The organism is Cochleicola gelatinilyticus (genome assembly GCF_001637325.1).
GTDB lineage: Bacteria > Bacteroidota > Bacteroidia > Flavobacteriales > Flavobacteriaceae > Cochleicola > Cochleicola gelatinilyticus.
Map to the genome: position 1 here is coordinate 288,891 of NZ_LRXL01000037.1, position 21,023 is coordinate 309,913.

The 21,023-nt window shown below is 38.9% G+C and carries 12 protein-coding genes; 8 read left to right on the forward strand and 4 right to left on the reverse strand.

From position 1 onward, the window contains the following. Window positions 1-3 precede the first annotated feature (3 nt). From ULVI_RS08950 to ULVI_RS08960, 3 genes are read left to right on the forward strand one after another with little or no spacing between them, the layout of a single operon-like run. The gene (locus tag ULVI_RS08950; RefSeq protein WP_068591947.1) at window positions 4-1,980 is read left to right on the forward strand and encodes a protein-disulfide reductase DsbD family protein; all 1,977 of its coding nucleotides are present in this window, start codon (window positions 4-6) and stop codon (window positions 1,978-1,980) included. A 3-nt stretch (window positions 1,981-1,983) separates the two neighbouring features. After that, entirely contained in the window at window positions 1,984-3,834 is a 1,851-nt protein-coding gene (locus tag ULVI_RS08955; RefSeq protein WP_068591949.1) for a CocE/NonD family hydrolase, read from the forward strand. 15 nt (window positions 3,835-3,849) lie between these two features. Next, window positions 3,850-4,290: a hypothetical protein gene (locus ULVI_RS08960; protein ID WP_068591951.1), complete on the forward strand. Its 441-nt coding sequence runs from the start codon at window positions 3,850-3,852 to the stop codon at window positions 4,288-4,290. Window positions 4,291-4,589: 299 nt separating this feature from the next. On the opposite strand, the gene ULVI_RS08965 is transcribed toward ULVI_RS08960, so the two are convergent. The 4 genes from ULVI_RS08965 to ULVI_RS08980 form a co-directional block, all read right to left on the reverse strand. Then, window positions 4,590-7,403, reverse strand: coding sequence for an alpha-amylase family glycosyl hydrolase (locus ULVI_RS08965; RefSeq protein WP_068591953.1), 2,814 nt, complete (start codon window positions 7,401-7,403; stop codon window positions 4,590-4,592). An 86-nt stretch (window positions 7,404-7,489) separates the two neighbouring features. Continuing rightward, on the reverse strand, window positions 7,490-8,641 hold the full coding sequence (locus ULVI_RS08970) for a SusE domain-containing protein (RefSeq protein WP_068591955.1): 1,152 nt from the start codon (window positions 8,639-8,641) through the stop codon (window positions 7,490-7,492). Window positions 8,642-8,663: 22 nt separating this feature from the next. Next, on the reverse strand, window positions 8,664-10,256 hold the full coding sequence (locus tag ULVI_RS08975) for a RagB/SusD family nutrient uptake outer membrane protein (RefSeq protein ID WP_068591957.1): 1,593 nt from the start codon (window positions 10,254-10,256) through the stop codon (window positions 8,664-8,666). A 15-nt stretch (window positions 10,257-10,271) separates the two neighbouring features. Then, window positions 10,272-13,181 carry a SusC/RagA family TonB-linked outer membrane protein gene (locus ULVI_RS08980; protein WP_068591959.1) on the reverse strand — a complete coding sequence of 970 codons (2,910 nt, stop codon included), beginning with the start codon at window positions 13,179-13,181 and terminating at the stop codon, window positions 10,272-10,274. Window positions 13,182-13,442: 261 nt separating this feature from the next. On the opposite strand from ULVI_RS08980, the gene ULVI_RS08985 reads away from it, so the two are divergent. The 5 genes from ULVI_RS08985 to ULVI_RS09005 all read left to right on the forward strand — a co-directional run bounded on the left by ULVI_RS08985 (window position 13,443) and on the right by ULVI_RS09005 (window position 20,967). Continuing rightward, window positions 13,443-14,486 (forward strand): LacI family DNA-binding transcriptional regulator, encoded by a 1,044-nt coding sequence (locus ULVI_RS08985; protein ID WP_068591961.1) that lies wholly within the window; start codon window positions 13,443-13,445, stop codon window positions 14,484-14,486. Between the two features lie 150 nt (window positions 14,487-14,636). Next, window positions 14,637-16,082 carry an MFS transporter gene (locus tag ULVI_RS08990; protein WP_068591963.1) on the forward strand — a complete coding sequence of 482 codons (1,446 nt, stop codon included), beginning with the start codon at window positions 14,637-14,639 and terminating at the stop codon, window positions 16,080-16,082. Beyond that, window positions 16,075-16,764 carry a beta-phosphoglucomutase gene (pgmB, locus tag ULVI_RS08995; protein ID WP_068591965.1) on the forward strand — a complete coding sequence of 230 codons (690 nt, stop codon included), beginning with the start codon at window positions 16,075-16,077 and terminating at the stop codon, window positions 16,762-16,764. Before ULVI_RS08990 ends, pgmB begins: the two co-directional genes overlap by 8 nt. A gap of 46 nt (window positions 16,765-16,810) precedes the next feature. Continuing rightward, window positions 16,811-19,117, forward strand: a complete 2,307-nt coding sequence (locus tag ULVI_RS09000) for a glycoside hydrolase family 65 protein (RefSeq protein WP_068591966.1) — start codon at window positions 16,811-16,813, stop codon at window positions 19,115-19,117. Then, entirely contained in the window at window positions 19,117-20,967 is a 1,851-nt protein-coding gene (locus ULVI_RS09005) for a glycoside hydrolase family 13 protein (protein ID WP_068591969.1), read from the forward strand. Before ULVI_RS09000 ends, ULVI_RS09005 begins: the two co-directional genes overlap by 1 nt. Window positions 20,968-21,023: the final 56 nt, after the last annotated feature.

Genomic DNA, 21,023 nt, shown 5'->3' on the forward strand with positions numbered 1-21,023 from the left:
TTTATGAATAAAAATATAGTCTCTCTATTTCTCACGCTATTTACATGCCTCTCTGTTTTTTCTCAAATAATTGAACCCGTTAAATGGAGTTCAGACATAAAAGAGCTTGGAGATAATACCTACGAATTAATATTTAAAGCAGAGATTGAAGATGGATGGTATCTTTATACACAGAATGTGCCTGAAGGTGGTCCCATTGCCACCTTGTTTTCTTTCGAAAATGAAAATGATGCGTTTAAATTGGTGGGAGATGTAGTTGAGAGTAAATCGAAATCAAAATTCGATAAGATTTTTGAGATGGATCTTTCTTATTTCATGGACAGTGCCACGTTTACACAAAAAATTGAGGTGTTAGACCCATCCTTGGCGTTGATTAAAGCATCGGTAGATTTTCAGTCCTGCGATGATGAAAAGTGTATTTTTGAATTTTCAGAGTTTGAAATACTATTGCCGAATTCAGCAGCTTCTAAAGGTGAAAATATTACGCAAGATAGTAAAGATAAAAAAGGAACGCCTTCTAAGGCGGCCAGTAGTACAGATGGCGATGCAAGAGGATTGTGGACCATTTTCTTATTGGCATTTATCTCTGGGTTTGCAGCCTTATTAACACCCTGTGTTTTCCCGATGATTCCCTTAACGGTAAGTTTTTTTACCAAGCAAAGTAAAACCCGTGCAACCGGGATTCGAAATGCTATTATGTATGGTCTCTTTATTATTGTAATCTACGTGTTATTGGGGACTGTTGTAACCACGATATTCGGGGCAGATTCACTAAACGCACTGTCGACGAATGTATGGTTTAATATTCTTTTCTTCCTTCTTTTAGTAATTTTTGCGATCTCATTTATGGGAGCGTTCGAGATCACACTACCACAATCATGGGCAAATAAAGTAGACAGTAAAGCCGATAAAGGTGGGATTGCTGGTATCTTTTTTATGGCATTGGCTTTGGCAATTGTGTCTTTTTCGTGTACCGGTCCTATTGTGGGCGGGTTGTTAGTAGAAGCAGCATCGAAAGGCGGAATTGCTCCTATAATCGGAATGCTTGGTTTTTCATTGGCAATAGCGCTTCCCTTTACATTATTTGCCATATTCCCGGGGTGGTTAAATTCACTTCCTAAAAGTGGTGGTTGGCTAAATACTGTAAAAGTTGTTTTAGGGTTTTTAGAACTCGCTTTTGCTTTTAAATTTTTATCACAGGCCGATCTAGTTATGCAGGCGCATTTATTAGAGCGAGAAGTTTTTATAGCGATCTGGATTGCTGTTTTTGGCGGATTGGCTTTGTACTTACTGGGTAAAATAAAATTACCTCACGACGGTCCTCTGCCTCATATATCGGTAGGAAGATTAATGCTAGGGTTGGTAACGCTTAGTTTTGTTTTTTACCTTATTCCAGGTCTCTGGGGGGCACCACTAAAACTGATCAGTGCTTTTCCACCACCGTTGGAATACAGTGAATCGCCTTATGGTGTAGGATTTACAAAATTAGGGACTTCGGGAACTGCTTCAGAATCGGAACTTCCAGAAGGGGCACATTTAATGGCGCCACACGACATACTTTCATTTCACCATTATGATGACGGACTTAGATACGCAAAAGAAGTAGGAAAACCGGTTATGATCGATTTTACAGGTTGGGCTTGTGTAAACTGTAGAAAAATGGAACAGAATGTATGGCCAGATCCATCGATCTTACGAATTTTAAAGAATGATGTAGTATTAATTTCTCTTTATGTAGATGATAAACGAGAACTTCCCGAAGAAGATAAATATACTAGCCTCGAAACAGGGAAAAAAATTAAGACCATAGGAAACCTTTGGAGCGATCTGCAAATAAAAAGGTATAAGGCTAATGCCCAGCCATTTTATGTGTTAATGGATCATAATGAGAAAAACCTTATAGAACCCGTAGGATATACTCCCGATGCGGAAGAATACGAAGCATGGTTAACAGAAGGAATTAGTAAATTTAAAAAATAACAAATGAAGAACATTGCTTTTATACTAGCTTTAGTAGGTTGTTTCAATTTCGTAATAGCTCAGGATGCAGATGCAGACTACGCAAAAAATAACTACACCAAAACCGAGACATATATAACGATGCGTGACGGTGTAAAACTGTTTACAGCTATTTATACGCCAAAAGATACTTCAAAAAAATATCCAATCCTTTTTCAACGTACTCCGTATAGTTGTCGCCCCTATGGAGAAGATCAGTTTCGATCTAAAGTTGGTCCAAACGAATTTATGATGAAAGAAGGAAATATAGTTGTTTATCAAGACGTACGTGGACGTTGGAATAGTGAAGGTGTGTACGATAACATGCGAGCTTATATTCCAAATAAGACTGGGAAACAGGTAGATGAAGCTAGTGACACCTACGACTCAATCGAATGGCTTGTAAATAATGTGCAGAATAACAACGGTAACGTGGGTATCTGGGGAATCTCGTACCCAGGCTTTTACTCAACATATTCCTTGTTAGACGCTCATCCCGCATTAAAAGCAGTATCGCCGCAAGCGCCCATCGGTGATTTCTTTTTCGACGATTTCCACCACAATGGAGCCTACTTATTAAGTTACTGGAGAGCGACTACGGTTTTTGGATATGAAAAGACAAAACCAGTAAAAGAGGCTTGGTATTCAAGTCCCGAACTTGGTACTGAAGATCAGTATCAATTCTTTTTAGATGCCGGTCCGTTATCGAATCTTGACAAATATTACAAAGAAGATAATGTGTTTTGGCAACAATTAAAAGAACATCCAAATTACGATGAATTTTGGCAGTCACGTGGCATTATTCAGCATTTAAAAAATATTAAACCAGCTGTAATGACGGTAGGAGGGTTGTTCGATGCGGAAGATCTTTATGGTCCGTTTGAAACCTATGAGAATATTGAAAAAAACAGTGACACTTATAACACCGTTGTTTTTGGTCCGTGGAGTCATGGAGATTGGGCGCGTGATAAAGAACGACAAGCAATTGGGAATGTTTATTTTGGTGATTTTATTTCTAGAGACTTTCAGCGTGATATCGAAACCAAATTTTTTAATCATTTTTTAAAGAACAACGGAAAGGGAGAAACGGGTTTGCCAGAGGCATATATGTACGATACAGGAAGCAGAGCTTGGAAATCGTATACAGAATGGCCTCCAAAACAGGCAGAAAAGAAAACATTTTACCTTCAGAATGGTGAAGATCTTTCAGAACAAGCGGGTAGTGCCACGGCTTTTTCAGAATTTATTAGTGATCCTAAGAAACCGGTTCCGTATTCCGAAGACATTAAAATGGTGTTTACACCAAGAAAATTCATGACCGATGATCAACGGTTCGCAGCTCGACGTCCCGACGTGCTTACATTTGAAACACCGGTGCTTACGGAAGACATGAAAATGACCGGGGATATTATGGCAAAATTAAAAGTTGCTACTACTGGTACTGCTGCCGACTGGGTGGTAAAAATAATAGATGTGTACCCGCACGATGCACCCGATTACGAAGAAACCCAAGAGTATTTAAAAATGAGCAATTACCATATGTTAGTACGCAGTGAAGTGATGCGAGGTCGATTTAGAGATAGTTTCAGCGATCCGAAGCCTTTTACTCCAAACGAGAAAACAAATGTAACGGTAAAACTACAGGACATTCATCATACTTTTCTGAAAGGACATAAAATTCAGATTCAGGTGCAGAGTACATGGTTTCCGTATATCGACTTGAATCCGCAAACCTATGTTCCTAATATTTTTGAAGCGAAAGAAACCGACTTTAAAAAACAAACACATAAGGTATTCGAAGACTCTTCTATAGAGTTTATGATGCTTAAGCAGTAATTCGAATTTTATGCTATGAAAAAAAGCACCTCGATTATATTCGGTTTTTGTTTAATTATTATCCTCGGATATGGATGTAAAAATTCTACCAGAAAAGATAGTAAAGAAGCCAATAGCGCTACATCTAAAATAACCACATATTGTTTTCGAAATGAATTCCCTTTTAAAGAGGAGCCTTTAAAAAAGGACATTCAGGAATTAGTATTAACGGTCGAGGGAGATACTGTAAAAGGAGATTATAACTGGTTGCCTGCTGAAAAAGATCAACGCAGAGGAACTTTAACTGGAAATATTGTAAATGATATTATTGAAGCCGAATACATTTTTATGCAGGAGGGGATGAAAGATACGGTGGAAATAAAAATCTTTATTACTGATGAATCTGCAGAAATTTCTGGGGGAAGCCCTGAATTGGGATTAACTGCATCTCTTAGAAAAGTTGACTGTAACGAGTAATTAAGTTAACGAGTAAATATAATAGGTTATATAACTTCAGAATAAATAAAGCTTCGTGCTGTTATAGTGCAGGTTTTTTAAACAAATCTACGTAGTGTAAAACAGGTTAAAAAAATAAGCGTCTCAATTTTCATTGAGACGCTTTTAACAAACCTAACTTAGTAAATTTTATAATGTATTGATTAAACTTTCTATCCCCACAAAAAATTAACCTCAATACATATTCACTAATTCATGAATCAAATATAAGGTGGTATTTCAGTTTTTACTATACGTACTTACACGTATTTTATTTTTCACTATTGTTTTATAAGCTTCAAAACGTATGTAAAGCCTTCATTTTTAAGATGTAAAAAATACAATCCTGTTGAAAGACTTTCTATCGAAATTTCAGAATTTAATGAGTAATCTTGAATTGATTTAATTAAAGTTCCCAAACTGTTATATATTTTTACTTCAGAAAAATTTCTTGATAGATAAATTTTATTTTTAGCAGGGTTGGGATATAAAGTAAAATTAGCTTTATTTGGTTCTGGAGTTTCAAGTAATGAAGTTTCATTAGCAAATAAAAGATATTCACCGGGTTCTAATAAAATAGGTGCGTTTATATTGGTTACCTCAAAAGTGCTTCCGTCGTACATATTGTGCCAAGTACCCGTTTCTTGAAATTGAGGATCGATCGATTGCGGAACCACACCAAAGTTTCCTAAAATAGTAACATATTTTATTTCGTCCCCAGTGGCAGAAAGATCCTGTAACTGAATTTTTTTCAAGCCATTATCATTGCCAACATCTAATGTGAAATCTGTTGTCCTAAAGATGGAATTAAGCTGTGTGATTTTAATAAACTGGCTCCAAGCCGTGTAAACTTTTCTACGGTTGCTTCCATTAGCATATCCTATTTCAAAAGGAATCGGTTTCGGATTCACGCGACACCCTGGATCAATGGTTCCGTCTTCACAATAATTAATACTAAAATCGTAGCCTAGTTCTCCAAACTGCCAGATCATTTTAGGTCCGGGAATGGTAAAGTAAAAAGCACCGGCTAATTTTAGGCGATCTAGAGCGGTTTCCAAGTTTTTTACGTTGTAACTTCCATTGCTGTTTCCAAATTCCAAATTTTTATAATTAAGCCGTTCTTCATCATGACTTTCCATGTAACCCACTCCAGAAGGTGTTTCCCATCCTCGATTTAGATACGATATTGAAGAGAAATCTGAAGTTGTATTGTACCCCATCGTAGCTTCGTTGTAATTGTAGTTATGATTGGTCCAAACCAACATACCCGGTTCGTCGGGAGCTGTGGTGCTTCGGTATTCAATAAGTTCTGTTTCTTCGGAATTAGGAGCAAAATGTTCAAGAATGACATACGCTGAAGGATCTTCGGTACGAATTTCGTCGTACATGCGTTTCAACAAAGCAATTCGAGCAGCGTCGTAAGCTCCTCCATCTCCAGGTGTATTTGTAAACCCTTTTGTAAAATCGAATCGGTATCCATCGATCTTAAATTCCTCCAACCAGTACGCATTCATACGGTCTACATACGCTTGTGTGGCTTCCGATTCATGATCCATATCGTTAAAGAATTGAAATACGGGATTTGGATCACTTACGTTAAAAAACGGATTTTCCGCTGTTGGTGTTCCGGTATAACACCCATTACAATCGTTCCACATTCTAAAATACGGATTTTGTCCTGTGGCATGGTTATATACCACATCTAGAATTACTGCGATTCCGCGCGAATGACAATCATCGATAAAAGCTTTAAAACTGTTTTTAGTTCCGTAGTACTTATCCAGCGCCATGTGAAACGATGGGTTGTACCCCCAACTAATATTGCCGTCGAATTCGTTTACAGGTAGTAACTCGATTGCATTTACATTAAGGTCTGCAATATAATCTAAACGGTCTGAAAGTGCTTCATAACTGTGCAGAGCATCGAAATCACGGATTAATAACTCATAGATTACAAGCTCTTCCTGTTTTGGACGCTCAAAGTTGGTAGTTTGCCATTCGTACGGCGTTTCATTAACCACAAACCAGCTTACCGCATCGATTGTTTTTCCGGCAGGGTATTCCGGTCTGTTGGGAAAGGTAGTCTCAGTGATAAATACATCATTAAATTCATCTAAAATAGCGGTAGAGTAGGGGTCTGCTATTTTTATTTCAGCATCTACTACGTACTGAAAAAGTACATTTGTATCCCCTGCATCAAGATCGTTTAAAGTGATCCAGAAGCGGTCTGTTGTTGTGTCTTTATTCAGAAGAAATTCATTAGTTAACCGCCAGTTATTATCATTAAAATTTCCTGTTACATGCACAAAATCTTTAAAGGGCGCATACAGCACAAGTGTTGCTGTGGAAGAGTCGTTTGGGTCGAGATTAATTCCGTCTTTCATACCTGCAGGTACTGGTAATTCCTGTGGATCTGGGGTAAGTAGGACGTTGAATGTTTCAGAAATTACTTCTCCGCTAATAGGTTCGGTAATTACAAGTTCAAAAAAGATATCTTCGGAAACAACATACGAATTAGAATAGTTTGTAATTCCATTTTGTGCGGGTTGCGCAGTACCATTGGCTAGTAGCTGAAAATTTGCCGGTACTGAAGAAACCGCTTCGATTTGAATAGAAGTTCCCGGATTCACAATTGTGTTTTCTTCTGAAGGTGTAATAAGCGAGGTTTGAAACGTTCCTACTTCTACCAAATGATCTTGTGTTTTTCGGTCTCCGTTGCCCATATTACTTCCGTCTTTCGCTTTGGCGAGCATTCCCATCCTGCCAATAGCTGAATCGTTATAAAAATCGGAAGGAGTTAACGTATAGGAATAGGTATCGTTTCCATTATCGGTAAATTTCTGTACTTCATTCGAGTTCGTCCATTCGCCATTGGTAGGTGAATCTCCAGCAGGTTCATCGTTTTCATCGAAATACCATGCCCATAAATAGATATCGGTTTCACCCCATATGGATGGATCAATATTAGATACAGTAATGGTGATTTCCTCATCTGCATTAAATGTAGCTGGTGTGATCGTAAACGTTGCATTTTGAACCTGTGCATTCCCCATAAACGGAGCAAGTACAAAAAGAATATAGAGTATATTTTTCATAGAAAAGTTGGATTAAAATAAAAAGAGGAAGAGATCAATATGAACCTTCCTCTTTAAGCTTAACAAAATTATGAATTAGCAATTTTTTATTGTAATTCGAGGGAGTAGGTATATGCTCTGGGATTGCTTAGATCGATTGTGATTAAATAAGTTCCACTTTCAGGAACAGCAATATCACCTCCGCCAAATACAAGATTATTATCGTCGCCTTCACCCATATTAATATCCCATGCATCATTCGCTCGGAATTTAATACGTAATACATTTTCTGCATCATCAGGGTCTACTCCTGCAACTAAATTGGTTGTGATTGTCCAAATTCGGGTAGTGGTATCAAAAGACATAGGTACACTAGCGTTCCATCCCGAACCATCTCCGGTTAGTCCGTTCCCAATAATTCCCCAATCTGTTTTAGTTGCAGAATAGGTAAGGTCGGTTGTATTTGCGTTGAGTAAGTAATATCCTTCACCATCTGGCACACCACAGTTTCCTTCGTCTTCAAGTGCCAATATTTGTGTGTAATTTCCATCAATTCCTGAAGCGTCACCATAATCAGGGTTCCCCCACATAAACGCACCATCGGCATTCGGTTCAACCAGTTTAAACATGTCGATTAAATATACGAACCCTTCATAATTAGTGTTTCCAATGTCTTCAGATTGTAAATAAGGTACAAAAGGTACTCCAGAGTTTTCGTCAGGGTTCCAATCTTGGTGTGGTCCTGGTACTGCTAATCTTGGTAATGCAGCTTCTTCATCTTCCGTAGTTTCAGGAAGCACCAGTACTAAACCTACAGCATCTGAAAATGTTTCAAGACCACCGGCACCTACATATCCTCGCAAGCGCATGTAAATCGTTCCAGTGTTAGGTGCATCGGTAGCAGGATCATTATCTAATCCGATTTCCGAAGCATACCCTAATAATTGTCCTACAGTTACACCAAGCTCGGTTGAAGTGGTGGTTCCCACCGAAATAACTTCGGTAAAATCTGATGTGTTTGATTTTTCAAGATCATAAGAAACATTTGTTTCTGTTCCAAAATCGGCGGCATTCCAAGTAAAACGCTCGGCAAGGTTTCCGGCAGTAGCATTGGTTAATACATATTCTGAAGAGGTCGTATTGGTGAAGGCAAGTCCATCTGCCTCTTGCGCTGTAAATATAACATCATCCTCTGTTTCGCATGCATTGAAAGCAACTAAGGCAACCAAGGCACATAGTATAATTGATATTTTTTTCATTTTATTTTTACTTTAAATTATATTAATAACCTGGGTTTTGTTCTAAGTTGGTATTTACACCAATATCTGTTGCCGGAATAGGCATCACGTCTCTAAAAGCTTCGGTAGTTGCTCCTTGTGGTACGTTTCCTTTGAAAGGCCAAATACCTTGATCTGAGAATTGTCCAAAACGAATAAGATCGGTTCTTCTGTGACATTCCCAGTGTAATTCACGGGATCGTTCCGAAAGTAGAAAATCAAGTGTAAGATCTGAGTTAGTTATGTTCCCGTCGGTATTTCCGTAGGCTCTTTCACGAAGTTCATTAACATAGTCTACTGCAGTACCAAGGCTTCCACCACCACCGCGAACTACTGCTTCCGCATACATTAAGTATACATCTGCCAATCGGAACATTGGGAAATCGGTGTCGGGATGATCTCCCGGATCACTTCCCGGGTTTCCGTCTACATCAACATTTCGGTATTTAATTACAGCATATCCATCTGTAAAATCTGATATGTCATCGATCTCTTTTGTTTGTCCGTCTGTATAAAAATTAGCACGTCCATCTGCAGAATTTTCTTCCCCTTCAAATTGCTCTACAAAAGTTGATGTGGTTCGAACTCCTGCCCAGCCACCATTGATTCCGAAAAAATCAGGATCCATAGAACCTCCTACGGGGGCGTGTACCATAAATGTCATTCCTCCAAACGATTGTGTGTTTAAACCATCAAATGGAATCGCAAAAATTGTTTCCTGTTGTGAACCATTGCTGTCATTGTCTGCAAGAAAGAGGTTTCCGTAGGGAACCTGAGCAATACTATATCCTGCACCAATTGTTCTTTCGGCGTACGTTATTGCATCATTATATCTAGCAGAGCCTGTATAGACTTCCGCATTTAAATATAGTTTGGTTAGCAAGGTCCAGACAGCTGCCTGATCTGCACGACCGTATTCATTTTGTTTTGCTCCAATGATCTCATCCTCTATGGCTAATAATTCACTTTCGATGTAAGTAAATAAATCGGCTCTTTGAATTTGCTCTGGAAGAAAAGCTCCCACAGGATCTTCTTCAGTAACAAAAGGAGGGTTTGCATATAAGTCCATCGTATGCCAATAGGTGAGGGCTCGCATGAAACGCGCTTCTGCACGGTAATTCTCTATCTGCGTTCGTAATTCACCAGTTACGCCTCTCCCATCTAAAAGGTCGGGGGTGGTTTGTCTAAGGAATTCATTACACAATGCTACCTGATAAAGAAATCGAGTATACATGGTTCGAATAAATTCATTACCAGCCGTCCAGTTCTGGTAGTGTAGATCACGAAGTGTTCCATCATTCCAGGCGATGAGTGCTTCGTCTGTAGTTAATTCTTGCATCGACCAATATAGGCGCATGTAGTTGGAGAAACCTTCGTCCAGTCCTTCAAGATCGGGATTTCCCGCTGGTCCTTCTTGACCGCTTAATGACAATCCTGCGTAGATCTTAGCTATAAAGGCTCTGTAAGAAGCCGGATCATTAAAAACATCGGCAGAAGTATCTCTATCGTCTTCCGGTGTTAGTTCTAGGTCTTTTTCACAGGACACAAATACGAGTGTCAAGCAAAAAACAAAGAGTATTTTTTTAATAGTGCTCATAGCTTATACTTTTTATTAATACGTGAAATTTAATCCAAGAACAAATCCTCTTGGTCTTGGGTAAAAATTATTGTCGATCCCATTACTAATCTCAGGGTCTAGACCGTCGTATTTTGTAATGGTAAATACATTTGTTGCTGTGAATGAAGCTCTAAACTGAACTTCTTCCATTGGAAATAGGTAACCAATAGACATGTTGTCCATTTTTAAGAAGTCTGCTCTACTAATATAATAATCTGAAAACAATTGCGGATCATTAAAATTTGATTCGAGAAGATTTTTACTTCCGTTTTTATAGAAATTTCCAGGAGGGCTTAACAATTCTTCATAGAAAGCCGTATTAGAATCTACATTGTTATACACGTAGTTTCCTAAACTTCCACGAAGTGTAAATCCGAAATCGAAATTTTTATAACTCATGTTCGAAGTAAATCCTAAGTACACATCGGGAGTTGCTTTTTTATAGGCTTGTCTATCAGCTTCAGTAATTTGATTATCTCCGTTTACATCAACGTATGCCCCTTCAATAGGATTTCCTTCCGAATCGTATACCTGTCTGAAAACAAAAAATGTAGTTGGGTCAAATCCAGGTCTCCACAATTGAATGTTATTACCTACCCCTCCGGCAATTCCCCCTTGTGGGATAAAGAAATCTGGGTCGCCACTTAAATTCAGTTTTGTGATTTCTACTTCCTGAAGTGTTGCATTTGCGTTTAAATCCCAGTTAAAATTGTCGTTGCTAACTACCGTAGTGTTTATTCCTAATTCAACTCCACGACTCAATGTCTCTCCTACATTTGTGGTTAGTAAGTCGGAAAGGTTCGACCCTGCTGCCGTTGGAATTCTAGCCAAAAGATCTTCAGTCTCTCGGTAATATCCATCGAGCGTTACATTAAAGGCATTGTTTACAAAGCCAATATCAAGACCCACATTATATTGTGTGGTTTCTTCCCATTTCAGATTCTCGTCGAATTCTTCTGGGCGTAAGGTATTTTGGAACGTATCACCAAACTGTACACTTGCAGAAGATTGTCCCGGAGAGTAAATTCCAAGATACCCGTAATTTGTTCCTATTTCTTGGTTCCCTGTAACTCCGTATCCGGCACGAAGCTTCAGATTAGAAACTGCATTCGAATCTTTTAAAAATTCTTCATTACTAATTTTCCATCCTATAGAGGCTGCGGGAAAATTACCCCAACGGTTCTCTTTTTTAAAACGTGAAGATCCGTCACGACGATAACTTGCCGACAGTAAATACTTATCTGCGATATCGAAACTTACCCTTCCGAAGTATGATTCTAACGAATTTCGGTTTATAGTAGTAGGATCGGTTTCTAGCATGCCATTTCGTGTTTCCGTAAGATCGGAAAGCACATAAAACTCCTGATAAGAGTGCCCTGCGGTAACATCGTATTCGGTATTTGCAGTAGCAATTGTGTTTTTATAATTTAGAATAAGGTCTAAGTTGGTGTTTCTGTTAAACCCGGTATAGTATTTTTGAAACTGTCCATTTTGCTGTGTTGCAGAACGACCCTCAACAAATTCACGTCCATCGATCTCAGAATAATCAAAACCAGCGTTCGAAATAAATTTCAATTCGGGTAAAAAGTGAAACCGATACTCGGTATTTAAGTTCGTAATGTTTCGTTTATTTCGAGCTTTTTCATCATTTTGTTCTAACAATGCTACAGGATTTCGAGGAGACAGGGCTTCTGGGTTACCGTTGGGTTGAGTAAATTCAAAATAACCTCCAAAGGCTCCACCTTGTCGAATGGGTTGCGTAGGATCGAAAACAATTGCATTTCCTATAGCTCCGGTATCTGCATAAAAATTGTCATCGAAACTTCCTTTTGTAGTAAGGGCGAATTTAAGATGATCGTCGAAAAGACTTGCGTTTAAGTTTACATTTAAAGCATTTCTACGGTAAAGGTCTTTCCGAAGAATCCCTTGTTTGTTGGTATTGTTATAATTAATGCGGTAGGAAAAATTCTCGAAACCTTGCGAGAAAGTAAGGTTGTGAATGCCACCAACTGCGGTGCGATATATTTCATCCTGCCAGTCGGTAGTTGCATTCCCTAATAACGAAGGATCTGCTCCGTTTTCATTTATGAGGGTTCTAAACTCATCGGCAGTAAACACATCTACATAATCGATTGCTTCATCGATAGAAACTTGAAAACCGTATTCAATTTTAAACGGGGCTCCTTTTTTTCCTTTTTTAGTGGTAATTAAAACTACTCCGTTAGAAGCTCGAGAACCGTAGATTGCAGTTGCAGAAGCATCTTTTAAAATTACAAAATCTTCAATTTCGTTTGGGTTGATCGAATTTAACTGGTTTCGAACCCCTTGAACGCCACGCTGATCTAATGGAATACCATCTACAACAATAAGTGGAGAATTATTTGCCGATAACGACGAACCTCCACGAATTCTAATTTCAGATCCTTCTCCAGGAGCACCACCACTACTGGTAATACGTACTCCGGCAGACTTCCCAGCTAGTAGTTGATCGGGAGATACAATCGCACCTTTATTAAATTCTTCCGAAGAAACTTTTTGAACCGCGCCGGTAGCATCTTGTTTGGTAGTAGACCCGTATCCAATTAAAACAACTTCGTCTAATAAAGCGGCATCTTCATTTAAAGCAATAGATAAAGTACTTTGCCCTGAGAAATTAATTTCTTGAGGTTCAAAACCAACATAAGAAAATACCAATACATCGCCGGTAGCTACTTCCGATAGTGTATAATTTCCGTCGAAATCGGTAGAGGCTCCGTTCGTAGTTCCCTTTACAACAACGTTTGCTCCTGGAATTGGTAACCCTGATGCACTTTCAGTAATCGTCCCTGTAACAGTAGATTGTGCAAAAAGGCTCAATGGTAGTAAGAACAATACAAGCAGAGCGCTTTTTAGAATATGTTTCATGTGTTTTTAAGTTGTTAATTTGCAATAAGTTATGCACTGTATTTATACTTCCTTGGAATCAAATTTAACGTAATTTAAATAAGAATTTAACAGTTTCTTAATACGAAAGCTTACGAAAACGTTTTCGTGTTGATAAGTTTATAAATTTTAACATATTGCTCGTATTTAGCGTAAATACTTGCCTTATGAATAATTTTAATATTTCAATTTTACTAAATCCTTAATTTCATATATCTTTCAAAATGAAATTCACCCATACCCATGCAGAAACTAACGTTAAAGAAAATTGCTAAAGAACTAGATGTTTCAATATCCACAGTATCAAAGGCTTTAAGCGATAGTCACGAGATTAGTAAGGACACCCGACAAAAGATCCAAGCGTTCGCAAAATTGTACAATTACCGTCCCAATAATATTGCACTCAGCCTCAAGAATAAAAAAACAAAGACACTGGGAGTCATTATTCCCGAAATCGTGCATCATTTTTTTACAACCGTAGTGAGTGGAATCGAAAAAGTAGCAAACGAGCGCGGATACAACGTAATTATTGGGCTTTCGAATGAATCTTTTAGTAAAGAAGTTATTAATATGGACATGCTCGCAAATGGGAGTATCGATGGATTTATTATTTCAGTAGCTAGAGAAACACAACTTAAAAAAGACTTTCACCATTTACATGAAACAATTAATCAAGGAATGCCTATTGTTATGTTCGATAGAGTACTGCCCGAAATAGCGTGCGATAAAGTGGTGGTAGATGATGCCGAAGGTGCCAGAAAAGCCGTTCTCAATTTAATAGATGCGGGGTGTAGAAATATAGGAATTATTACTACGGAAGACCATGTAAGCGTAGGTAAATTACGAACTGGTGGATATGAAGCCGCATTAAAAGAACGCAACATTCCTTTAGATGAAGGGTTTGAATTAAAACTGAAGGATGAATTAAATGAAGAAGAGAACATTGAAGAATTAGCAAAAGTAATTGCCACCTACCTGAAAGATCATCCTGCAATCGACGGAATTTTTGCTGTCAATGAAATTTATGCACTCTCGGCTATGAAAGCAGCTCGTTATCTTGGAAAGCACATTCCTAAAGACCTTAAAGTCATTGGTTTTACCGACGGAATGCTATCTAAATACGCAACCCCAAGCCTAACCACGGTTAGTCAGCACGGAAAATTACTCGGTGAAAAAGCCGCTTTTTTACTTATAGAACGACTTGAAAAAGATCATTTAGAGCCACCTTTCGAAACCATCATCGTAGAAACCGAACTCGTAGAACGCGAATCCACTAAGCAATTTTAACATACAATTTTTAAAAAAAAAGTATATCTTTACACCTTCGAAATATCAATAACTGTATTTATACTTCCTACCCTAATATAGTTTTGATATCTCATAATAGCTACTTTCGGTAGCCATTTCGAAATATCGAAGTCTTAAAAAACTTTCGGTATGCAAAAACCTAAATTAAAATTTTGGGACATCTGGAACATGAGTTTCGGATTTCTAGGTATTCAGTTCGGATTCGCTTTACAGGGATCTACCATGTCACGAATTTTCGAAACACTGGGAGCCGATAAAGACAGCATTCCATTTCTTTGGATCGCTGCTCCATTAGCTGGATTGCTAGTACAGCCCATCGTTGGTTATCTAAGTGATAACACTTGGCATAAAACACTGGGACGTCGTCGTCCTTTTTTCCTGCTAGGAGCGATTTTAAGTTCGATTGCACTCTTGGTAATGCCGTATTCTTCAGAAGTTTGGATGGCCGCAGGTTTACTTTTAGTACTCGACGCTTCAATCAATATAAGCATGGAGCCGTTTCGTGCTCTGGTTGCCGATAAACTTCCCGATTCACAACGCAGTTATGGTTTTGTGGTGCAAACACTTATTATTGGTGTTGGTACTTGGGTTGCGAGTAACCTTCCGAAGTTTGTAAATAATACCTTAAATGTTTCTAACGAAGCTGCGCCAGGAGTAGTTCCTCCCAGTGTAAAAGTGGCGTTTGCTATTGGTGCTGTTGTATTTATTACGAGTATACTGGTTACTATTTTTACCACCAAAGAATATACTCCCGATCAAATGACTGCCTTTGGAGAAGGGGAAGAAGGGGCTGAAAAGAAAGGAATGATCGCAACTATTTTAAGTACTTATGCGCTTATGCCAACGGTAATGAAGAAATTAGGAGTAGTTCAATTTTTTTCTTGGTTTGCATTTTTTGCCATGTGGACCTTGGCGAATCCCGCACTCACTACACATATTTACAACGCAGGAAAACCAGATATCGCTCAATTTGCCCAAATCGATGACGAAGGAACTCCATTAGTAGATACCGAGCGAGTAATACTATTTAAATCAGACCAATCCAAACTCGAGTACACAGAAAAAGATAAAGCCTATAATGAAGCAAGTGACGACGTGGGGTCTAAAATGGGAATCTACGGACTTACCTCTATGCTCTTCGCGTTATTACTCACATTTTATACGGCGTATAATAGTATTAACCGCAAATACGTGCACATGGGATCGCTAATTCTGGGAGGCATCGGATTTCTAATTATGTTCTATATTCCTGGACAGCCAGAATATCTATTTGTTTCTTTCTCCCTTATAGGAATTGCATGGGGAAGTATTCTCTCGATGCCTTATGCAATGTTGTCAAGTTCAGTAAATCCCAATAAAATGGGACTTATGATGGGAGTTTTTAACATGTTTATTTGTATTCCGCAGATCCTTGCCGCAGTAGGAGGTGTGGTTTTTCTACATAAATTAATAGGCGACGAAGCCATTCATGCTATGACCATAGCCGGAATCTTTTTAATACTTGCAGGACTTTCTAATTTATTGATCGTCAATAAAAAAGCAATAACCTATCAACCTTCAATAGACAATGAATAGTAAGGGATTTATATTCGATCTAGATGGCGTGATCGTCGATACAGCAAAATATCATTTTTTGGCGTGGAAAAAATTAGCCGAAACCATTGGTGTAACATTTACTGAAACAGAGAACGAACAATTAAAAGGTGTGAGCCGAGTGCGTTCCCTAGAAAAGATTCTTGAATGGGGCAACAAAACCCTTGATCAGGATACCTTCATGGAGCTAATGGCACGTAAAAATAACGATTACTTAGCCTATATAAATACCATGAACACCTCAGAGATCTTACCAGATGTTACACGGGTATTATTATTTCTGAAAGAACAAAACCAGCGAATTGCTTTAGGATCGGCGAGTAAAAATGCCAGGGCGATACTTAAAAAGGTAGCTCTTTTTTCAAATTTTGAAGCCATTGTAGACGGCACGAATGTGACAAAAGCCAAACCCAACCCAGAAGTATTTCTGAAAGCTGCCCAACAATTAGGAATCAATGCTGAAAAATGTATCGTTTTTGAAGATTCGGTAGCAGGAATTCAAGCCGCTAATACTGCAGGGATGATCAGTATCGGAATTGGAAACAAAGAAATTCTTTCTGAAGCAACCTATGTTTTTAAAAATTTCACCGAAATGTCCAACGAATTTTTGCTGGAATTAATCGTATTAAGTAATGAAAAACACCTCGATTCCCCAAAGAGGTAATTCAAACAAACCAATAAATACAGTACCCATTAAAAAGGGCATAGATATGAATCAGGATTATATACAAACAGACGAATGGTCGATCCTCGAAGAAGGATTTGATGTGAATCACGTAAAAGCTTCAGAAAGTCTATTTAGCATTGGTAACGGTGCGATGGGACAACGGGCCAACTTCGAAGAAACGTATACCGGCCCGACCTTTCAAGGAAGTTATATTGCGGGTGTGTATTACCCCGACAAAACGCGTGTAGGGTGGTGGAAGAACGGATATCCCGAATACTTCGCAAAAGTATTGAATGCCCCGAACTGGATCGGGATCGATGTAACGGTCAACGGTGAGTCGTTAGATTTGTATACATGTAAAAATGTTCAAAATTTCCACAGAGAGTTGAATATGAAAGAAGGCTTTTACCTTCGTTCTTTTGAAGCTACCTTGCAAAATGGTAGTTCGGTACGTGTGGAAAGCACCCGAATTTTAAGCCTGGACCTGGATGAATTAGGAGTAATTTCTTATAAAGTCACTCCCTTAAATGGTTCTGCTACTATTACCCTTTCCCCATACCTAGATGCCGGAATCACCAATGAAGATACCAACTGGGATGATGCATTTTGGGATACACTTGAAGTAAAAGAAGCGCAGGAGCAAGGCTTTATTCGTTCGCGTACCATGAAGACCGATTTCAACATCTGTACCTTTATGCAGTCGAAGTTGTTCCTCAACGACAAAGCGATCGAAGCTTCAAAAGCTTCAGAAGTAACCGATACTAAAATAGGCTTCAAATATGCTATAAAAGTTTCAGAAGGAGAAACCCTTACGCTTCATAAATTTGCGGGATATGTAACCGATATGAATCATAAGAAATCGGAACTTATTTCCGCAGCTAAAAAAACCTTAGAAAAAGGAGTGGCGCTCGGGTATTCAGAAATAAAAAAACTTCAGAAACAATCCTGGGAGAAGATCTGGGAAATGGCAGACATTACCATCGAAGGAGATTCTAAAGCACAACAAGGAATTCGATTCAATATTTTTCAGTTAAATCAGACCTATTTAGGGAAAGATGCCCGTTTAAATATTGGACCGAAAGGTTTTACTGGCGAAAAATACGGCGGAAGTACTTATTGGGACACCGAAGCGTATTGCATTCCTTTTTATATGGCAACCAAAGATCAGGAGGTGGCTCGAAATCTTTTGGTATATCGGTACAATCATCTGGAAAAAGCAATCGAAAATGCGGCAAAACTAGGCTTTAACAAAGGTGCTGCATTGTACCCGATGGTAACGATGAACGGGGAGGAAAGTCATAACGAATGGGAGATCACTTTCGAAGAAATTCACCGCAATGGAGCTATTGCGTATGCGATTTACAATTACATTCGATACACGGGAGATACCGCATACATGCACGAAAAGGGGTTGGAAGTGGTCATTGCGATCGCACGTTTCTGGAAACAACGGGTTACTTTTTCTGAAAACAAAGGGAAGTATATGATCCTAGGCGTAACCGGACCGAATGAATATGAAAATAATGTAAACAACAACTGGTACACCAACTATCTTGCTAAGTGGTGTTTGCAATATGCTGCCGAACAGGTAGTAGCGACCGAACGAGATGCGGCTTCTGATTTTGACCGTATTCTTAAAAAGGTAAAGCTTACTTCGGAAGAAGTTTCAGAATGGAAAAAAGTAGCTGCTAATCTATATTTTCCGTATTCTGAAGCACACAATGTATACCTGCAGCAGGACGGGTTTTTAGATAAAGAACTGGTGCCTGTTTCAGAGCTTGACCCCTCGCAGCGACCTATTAACCAGAAGTGGTCCTGGGATCGTATTTTACGTTCGCCTTATATCAAACAAGCCGATGTATTGCAAGGATTCTATTTTTTTGAAGATGATTTTTCTACAAAAGCGATCGAACGTCATTTTAATTTCTATGAACCTTTTACGGTGCATGAATCTTCGTTATCTCCTTGTGTTCACAGTATTCAAGCAGCCAAATTAGGGCGAATGGACCAAGCATATAACTTTTACTTGCAGACGTCTCGTTTAGATCTTGACGATTACAATAAAGAAGTAGAAGAGGGATGTCATATTACCAGTATGGCAGGAACTTGGATGAGTATTGTGGAAGGATTCGGAGGCATGAGAATTAAAAATAACATGCTTTCTTTTGAACCTAAGATCCCGAAGCAATGGAAATCGTATTCGTTTAAAGTGAATTTTCGGGGACGCATTGTTACAGTTTCAGTTTCACAAGACGGACCTTCATTTACGGTATGTCCGGGCGGGGCATTTCAAATTTTAGTCAACGGAAAAGAAATGGAAATTTCGAACAATCAAACACAAACAGCCTAATGAACTATTATATCACATTTCTTATTGTATGTATTTCAAGTACCGTTTTTGCTCAGATTGATCGTCTGGAACCTCCATTTTGGTGGGCAGGTATGGAACATAATGAAGTACAGTTGGTTTGCTACGGAAACAACATCGCAGCGTACGAAGTAGCTTCCGAAGATTTAAAAATCCTCGAGGTGAAGAAGGTTGAAAATCCGAACTATCTTTTTATTACTATCGACTCCAAAGACAAAGCAGCGGGTACCTATTCGCTGTATTTCGATAATGGAAAGAATCAGCCGTTCCGAAGAAATTACGAACTAAAAACAAGAACAGCGAATTCCGCACAACGAGAAGGCTTCGATTCGAGCGATGTAATATACCTTCTCATGCCCGACCGGTTTGCGAATGGAGATTCATCAAACGACAGCACATCTAATACTGTTGAAAAAGTTGACCGTTCTAAAAATGGCGGAAGACACGGAGGCGATATTACTGGAATAATTAATAACCTCGATTACCTAGAAGACTTAGGAGTAACAGCACTTTGGAGTACGCCTCTTCTTGAAGATAATGAACCCACATATAGTTATCATACTTACGCACAGAGTGATTACTATAAGATCGACCCACGCTTCGGCTCGAATGAAGACTACAAAGAGCTCGCAGATAACATGCACAAACGCGACATGAAATTAATCATGGACTACGTCACCAATCATTGGGGCAGCAAACACTGGATGATTCAGGATCTCCCAATGGAAGATTGGATTCATTATTGGGAAGACGGAGATCGTTCCGGTTTTAAACGAAGCAACTACCGAATGACCACACAGTTCGACGGCAATGCTTCTGCAATAGATGCACAGGGCTGCATGGACGGTTGGTTCGATACCACGATGCCCGATATGAATCAGGCGAATCCGTTGGTTTTAAATTATATGGTTCAAAACGCGATCTGGTGGATCGAATACGCGGGACTCGACGGGTTTCGAGTGGATACCTACTCCTATAACAACAAAGAAGCGATTGCAACATGGACCAAAGCGATTATGAACGAGTATCCCAACTTTAATATTATGGGAGAGATCTGGATGCACGATCAGGCACAGATCTCCTATTGGCAAAAAGACAGTAAAATAGGGGCGATCGATAACTTTAATTCCGGATTGCCCACGGTGATGGACTTTACCCTACACGATGCTATCTCAGCGATGTTTAATGAAGATCCAGCATGGGATAAAGGCTTTATTCGTGCCTATGATAATTTTACCAACGATTTTCTCTATCCAGATACGAACAATCTCTTGGTTTTCGCCGGAAACCATGACACCAATCGTATTAATGAGATCTACAAGAGCGACCTCGATACCTATAAACAGATCATGACACTCATTTTTACTGTACGCGGTATCCCTCAAATTTATTACGGGGACGAGATAGGAATGACAGGAAACAAAGAAACGCTGGGCGACGGCGATATTCGAAGAGATTTCCCTGGTGGCTGGTCTGGTGATGCACAAAATGCTTTTACACAGCAAGGAAGAACAGAGTCTCAAAACGCCTATCATAATTTCACGAAGAAACTACTCAATTGGCGAAAAGAAAAAGAAGTTATGCATACAGGTGAATTCCTGCATTACATTCCGTTCGACGATGTATATGTATATTTTAGATACAACGATGCAGAACGTGTCATGGTTGTTTTAAATAATACTTCGGAAGAAAAAACAATAGCGTTAGATCGTTTTTCGGAAGGATTAAACGGTGCCACCTCGGGATACAATATTATTTCTGAAACAAAGATCACCTTTTCTGAAACCATGACAGTACCAGCAAAAGGAAGTATGATTATAGAACTCAAATAAAATACGATACGTTTAAAAATTTAGAATTTAAAAGTGAAGATCATTCGAAAACCTCC